The following is a 5,940-nucleotide window of genomic DNA, read 5'->3' as shown; positions in this document are numbered from 1 at the left end:
GGATTGGAGCGGTTGGAATGCTGGTTGAGCAGGTCCACGCGCAACTGGTTGGGCCACCAGTCGCGGTTGGTGGTGGCGTCGCCGACCAGGGCGTGGTTGAAGGGGCATTTTGCTTCGCTTTTCATGGGCATCTACCTGTGTACCAGCGAATGGGGAATCATCTGCGCGCAGGCGCCTATGGCGATGTCGGCGGCCCAACCTTCCCTCAGGGAGTGCGGTGCCACCAAGCCCCGGCGTGAGGGCCGGGACGTGCCGTGAAGGCATGCGGGACACGTTAAGCATTGTTATTCCATCGGTAAATTCGAATGAATCAACCGATGTGATAGTTGCGGCCTATTTATGTGGCGGCCTCAACGCTTCCCGCCGAACAGACCGCCACCCAGCTTTACCAAATCGCCGATGCCGAGCTGGCCGTCGCCGTCCTGGTCGAGCACCGAGGTGAGCAGGCCACCGCTGCTGGCGGCCTGGGCTTCCTGGCCGAGGGCCTGGCTGAGCTGGCCGGGATTGCCGCCGCTGGCAAAGCGCTGGGCGAGGTAGGACATGACGATGGGCGCGAGGATGGCCAGCAGCTGGCTGGTCTTGCTGCTGTCCAGACCGGTGGCCTGGCTCAGGCCCTGCGCGGCGCGGTCGCTGTTGCCGCCGAACACATGGCCCAGGATGCCGGCGCCATTGGTGGCACTGCCACCCCCGCCGCCCCCGAGCACGCTGCCGAGCAGCCCGCCCAGGTCGAAGCCACCACCGCCGGCGGGCGCATGATCGCGTTGCAGGGCGCCCAGCAGGGCTTCAGCACCTTGGGGCTGCTGTGCGTTGCGGCCCATCGCTCCAAGCAGCAGGGGCAGGGCCGCGCCGACCGCGCCGCTGGCCTGGTGCTGGTCGATGCCAAGCTGCTGGGAGACCTGCTGCAGGCCTTGGCCCTGCTGCAGCTGCTGGAAGAGGGAAGCGGCGAGTGATTCGGTGTTCACGGCGGACTCCGGAGCAGGAAGGGGGACGCGCCGAGCATAGCGCTGCATTTACTACGGTAATGCGAAGGCCTCAGGCCGCCGGCCTGGCCTTGGCGCCCCGGCCGGCGGCGCAGGTCAGTGGGTACGGTCGGAGGGCGTCGACGTCACCGCGATCTGCTGCAGCGTGGCGACGAAGTCCGGCAGCAGCACGCGGTTGCCATGCCCGCTCAGGTGGTCTGAATCGAAGAACAGCGGATCCAGCCCGTCCATCGCCGAACATGTACTGTCCTTGCACAGCAGCGGCAGCGGATCCCACACATGCAGCGCAGGATGCGCCGAGGCGAGCGATGCGAGCAGCGCCATCTGCGGCGCGCGCAGCCGCTCTAGGTCCGCGCGGGGCATCGTCAGGCCGTCGGCGCAGGCCGGATTCATCCGGTTGAACGGATCCGAACATCGATACGCGGAGGCCTTGAAGATGGGCAATGGCGCGTCGATCACGATCTTCACCTGCAGCGCCTCCAGGCGCGCCAGCACCGCTTCGGCGTCCTGTCTGGCGKCGCGGTCGTCGTCCGCGTTGCGGGCGTGCAGGATGTCGTCCATGACCACGGCATGCCCACGGCGCCAATCGCGGCCGCGCAGTTCGGGCATGCGCAGCGAGGCGATCAGCACCACATCTCCGGGCCGGGCCTGCGCCTCGATCTGCGCCAGGACGCGTTCGCGTGCGTCACTACAGTCGCCCGGTGCAGTGCCAAGCAAGGTGACGATGCCGCAGCCACCGCGCTCCAGCACGTGCAACTCCATCTCCAACTGCCGCGCGGCGATGGACACCATGGTCCGGTAGGCGGCGGCATGCGAGTCGCCGGCGACGAACAGCTGCCGACCTGCGAGGGTGGGGCCATCGACCGGCGGCACCGGTTTCCAGGCGGGATGCAGGTAGGGCCGCCACTGGTAGCCGTCGCCGGTGGTGCTGAGCGAGATGTCGTCGGTGTGCTGCACGATCAGGTAGGCACCCGTGGCGGACAGGCCCATGGCGGCAATGCCCATTGCCAGTACCGTGCGCGTGCGAAGGCGTGTGCCCCGCCGGCGTGCCGGATTTTCGATCCAGTGATAGGAGGCGCTGGCGATGGCCACCAGTACGACCGGGTAGGCCCACAACGCGATGCCCTGCATGCCGTAGGTCCAGCGCAGCAGCACCAGCAACGGCCAGTGCCAGAGATAGAGCGAGTAGGACAACACGCCGATGTAGACCAGCGGCCGCCATTGCAGCCCGCTCAGAACCGATGACCGTGCGCGGTCGGTGTCGTCGGCGGCGGCGGCGGCCAGCAGCATCAGCGTGCCAGCCACGGTGATCAGCGCGCCCGGGAAGGGAAACGAGAACCGGGACGCGAACCCGAAGCCCAGCGCCACCATCAGCAGGCCTGGCAGCGCCCACAGCCGCCAGCGCGCAGGTGCGCCGTGGGTCATCACGCGCTGGTACAACAATGCGCCTGCGGCCAGCTCCCACAACCGTGCCGGCAGCAGGTAAAACGCCGATGCTGGCGCGGTGGTCGCCTGCACGGCGGCGATCGCCAGCGACGCCGCGGCCAATACCGGCAACAGCCAGCGCGCGGCCGCGTGGGTCCGGCGGTGCTGCAGCCAGACGAAGTACACGAACGGAAACAGCAGGTAGAACTGTTCTTCCACCCCGAGCGTCCAGGTGTGCAGGAAGGGGTTGAGGTCGGCGCCCGGCGAGAAGTAGCCATCCTGCTGCCAGGCCAGCACCAGGTTGCTGACCCCCAACAATGCGCCCAGTCCGGTCTGGTCGAACTGCTCGTTGCGCCAGGCACGTGGCATCAGCAGGGCCGACAGCAGGAAAGTGACCAGCAGCATCAGCAGCAGCGCGGGCAGCAGCCGCAGCAGCCGCCGCCGGTAGAAATCGAGCAGGAAGCGGCCAAGGGTGGGGGTGGGCCGCGCTGCCAGGGACTGGCTGATCACGAATCCGGACACAACGAAAAACAGGTCCACGCCACTGAACCCGCCGGGCAGGAGCGCCTTGTTGGCGTGGAAAACGATGACGGCAACCACCGCCAGGGCACGCATGCCATCGATGGCGCCGAAGTGACGCGTTGGGAGCAGGGACATGACGGGGACCGTTACGGGGACGGGCCAGCATCAAGAGGGTGTTGTGCACCGGCAAGGGGCAATGGCGACACACCCTCCGAACTGGAACGTGCGTGGGGGCACGTGCGAGGTTCAGGTGCGCCTGCGGTTCAGCCAGGTTCGTCATACCGCCCATTCCAGCGTAGGCGCATGCCTACGCTGGATGACCCCGGCCACTGCCACGCGCGCTGGGCGCGCTGGATCAGATCAGTGCTTTCAGCCGGTACAGCGCTTCCAGGGCCTGCTTGGGGGTCAGCTCGTCCGGATCGATCGCGGCCAGCGCGTCCTGCGCGGCGGTGTTGGGTGCGTTGAACAGGCCGAACTGCTGCGGTGCATCCAGGGCCTGCGGGGCCACGGTGGCGGCCTGACTCTCGCCGCCGCGCTGCTCCAGTTCGGCCAGGCGACGCCGTGCCTGCGCGACGGTGGAGCGTGGCAGGCCGGCCAGGGCCGCCACCTGCAGGCCGAAGCTGCGGTTGGCCGGGCCGTCCTTGACCGCGTGCATGAACACCAGCGCTTCGCTGCCGTTCTTGTCGGTGTGTTCCACCGCATCCAGGTGCACGTTGGCGATGCCACTGGGGCCGCCTTCGTGCTGCTCGTCGGCCAGCGCGGTCAGCTCGAAGTAGTGGGTGGCAAACAACGTGTAACAGCGATTCTGGTAGGCCAGGTGGCGCGCCACCGCATCGGCCAGGGCCAGGCCGTCGTAGGTGGAGGTGCCGCGGCCGATCTCGTCCATCAGCACCAGCGAGTGCGCGCTGGCGTGGTGCAGGATGTAGCTGGTCTCGGCCATCTCGACCATGAAGGTGGACTGCCCGCGCGCGAGGTCGTCGCCGGCGCCGATGCGGGTCAGGATGCGGTCGATCGAACCGATCACCGCGCGGCTGGCCGGCACGAAGCTGCCGATGTGGGCCAGCAGCACGATCAGCGCGTTCTGGCGCATGTAGGTCGATTTACCRCCCATGTTCGGGCCGGTGATGACCAGCATGCGGCGGTCCGGATGCAGGTCCAGGTCGTTGGGCTCGAACGGCTGCTCGCGCACCGCCTCGACCACCGGGTGGCGGCCGCGTTCGATGCGCAGGCACGGCGCTGTTTCCAGCTCCGGGCGGGCCCAGTCCAGCGCCTGTGCGCGTTCGGCGAAGCCGGCCAGCACGTCCAGTTCGCTGAGCGCGGCGGCGCACTGCTTGAGCGGCTCCAACTTGCCGGCCAGCGTATCCAACAGCTGTTCGTACAGCAGCTTCTCGCGCGACAGCGAACGCTCGCGCGCCGACAGCACCTTGTCCTCGAAGGATTTCAGTTCTTCGGTGATGTAGCGCTCGGCATTGGTCAGGGTCTGGCGGCGGGTGTAGTGCACCGGCGCCTTCTCACTTTGGCCCTTGCTGATTTCGATGTAGTAGCCGTGCACGCGGTTGTAGCCGACCTTCAACGTGGCAATGCCGCTGCTGATGCGTTCGCGCTGTTCCAGGTCGATCAGGAACTGATCGGCATGGGTGGACAGGCGGCGCAGTTCGTCCAGCTCGGCATCGAAGCCTTCGCCGATGACACCGCCGTCGCTGAGCTTCATCGGTGGGGTGGGGGCGATCGCGCTGGCCAGCAGGTGCGCGCATTCGTCATGCGAGCCCAGCGCGTCGTGCAGCGCGACCAGGCGCGGAGAGTCCAGCGGGGCGAGCACGCGACGTACTTCCGGCAGCAGGCCGAGGCCATCGCGCAGGGTCGAGAAATCGCGCGGACGTGCCGAGCGCAGCGCCACGCGGGTGAGGATGCGTTCCAGATCGCCGAGCGCACGGAACGCTTCGCGCACATCGCCATCGGCGCCGCGGTCGATCAGCGTGGCTACCGCATCGTGGCGATGCACCAGCACCTCGCGCAGGCGCAGCGGACGGTGCAGCCAACGCCGCAGCAGGCGACCGCCCATGGGGGTGACGGTGGTATCGAGCACGCCGAGCAGGGTGTTGCGGGTGTCGCCGTCGACGCGCGTGTCCAGTTCGAGATGGCGGCGCGTGGCGGCGTTCATCGCGATCGCTTCGCTCGCCGTTTCGGTGGCGATCGCGGTCAGGTGCGGCAGGCGCTGTTTCTGGGTTTCCTCGACATAGCCAAGCAGGGCGCCGGCCGCCGCGGTCGCGCGCGGCTTGTCGTCGATGCCGAAACCGGTGAGGTCGTGCAGCTTGAAGAAGGCCAGCAGCTGGCGGCGGCCGCTGTCGGGATCGAACAGCCACGGCGCGCGGCGACGGATGCCGCTGCGGTGCTTGAGGAACTCCGGCCAGTTTTCTTCGTCGGGTACCAGCAGTTCGGCCGGCTCCAGGCGCGCCAGTTCGGCTTCCAGCGCGTCTTCCGAATCTACTTCGTTGACCAAAAAGCGACCGCCGGCCAGGTCGGCCCAGGCCAGGCCGAAGCCGTGCTTGCCGCGCGACAGCGCCATCAGCAGGGTGTCACGACGCTCGTCCAGCAGTGCCTCATCGGTGACCGTGCCGGGGGTGACGATGCGCACCACCTTGCGTTCGACCAGGCCCTTGGCTAGCGCCGGGTCGCCGATCTGCTCGCAGATGGCCACCGATTCGCCCAGCGCCACTAGCCGCGCCAGGTAGCCTTCGTAGGCATGCACCGGCACGCCGGCCATCGGGATCGGCGCACCGCCGGAGCTGCCGCGCTGGGTCAGGGTGATGTCCAGCAGCCGCGCGGCCTTGCGTGCGTCGTCGTAGAACAGCTCGTAGAAGWCGCCCATCCGGAAGAACAGCAGCAGGTCCGGATACTCGGACTTTGCGGCGAAGAACTGCTTCATGAGCGGGGTGTGTTCGGGCTGCTTATCGGTCACGCGGGGTCCATCAACGTCGGGGGCAGGCCGGAAGGCCGCCGGATGGACCATTGT

3 protein-coding genes are annotated in these 5,940 nt (G+C 68.0%); all 3 read right to left on the bottom strand.

The genetic code is table 11. The features are described from left to right. Positions 1-350: 350 nt before the first annotated feature. Positions 351-1,010: a DUF937 domain-containing protein gene (locus ACXJKH_RS12835; RefSeq protein WP_457319775.1), complete on the bottom strand. Its 660-nt coding sequence runs from the start codon at positions 1,008-1,010 to the stop codon at positions 351-353. Between the two features lie 66 nt (positions 1,011-1,076). Beyond that, a complete protein-coding gene (locus tag ACXJKH_RS12830) occupies positions 1,077-3,062 on the bottom strand; it encodes an acyltransferase family protein (protein ID WP_457319773.1) in 1,986 nt (661 codons plus the stop codon). 220 nt (positions 3,063-3,282) lie between these two features. Then, complete coding sequence (gene mutS / locus ACXJKH_RS12825) at positions 3,283-5,853, bottom strand: DNA mismatch repair protein MutS (protein ID WP_457319778.1); 2,571 nt, start codon at positions 5,851-5,853, stop codon at positions 3,283-3,285. Positions 5,854-5,940 lie beyond the last annotated feature (87 nt).

This window comes from Stenotrophomonas sp. P5_B8, from assembly GCF_054049855.1.
This window is presented reverse-complemented; position numbering and strand designations above follow the sequence as displayed.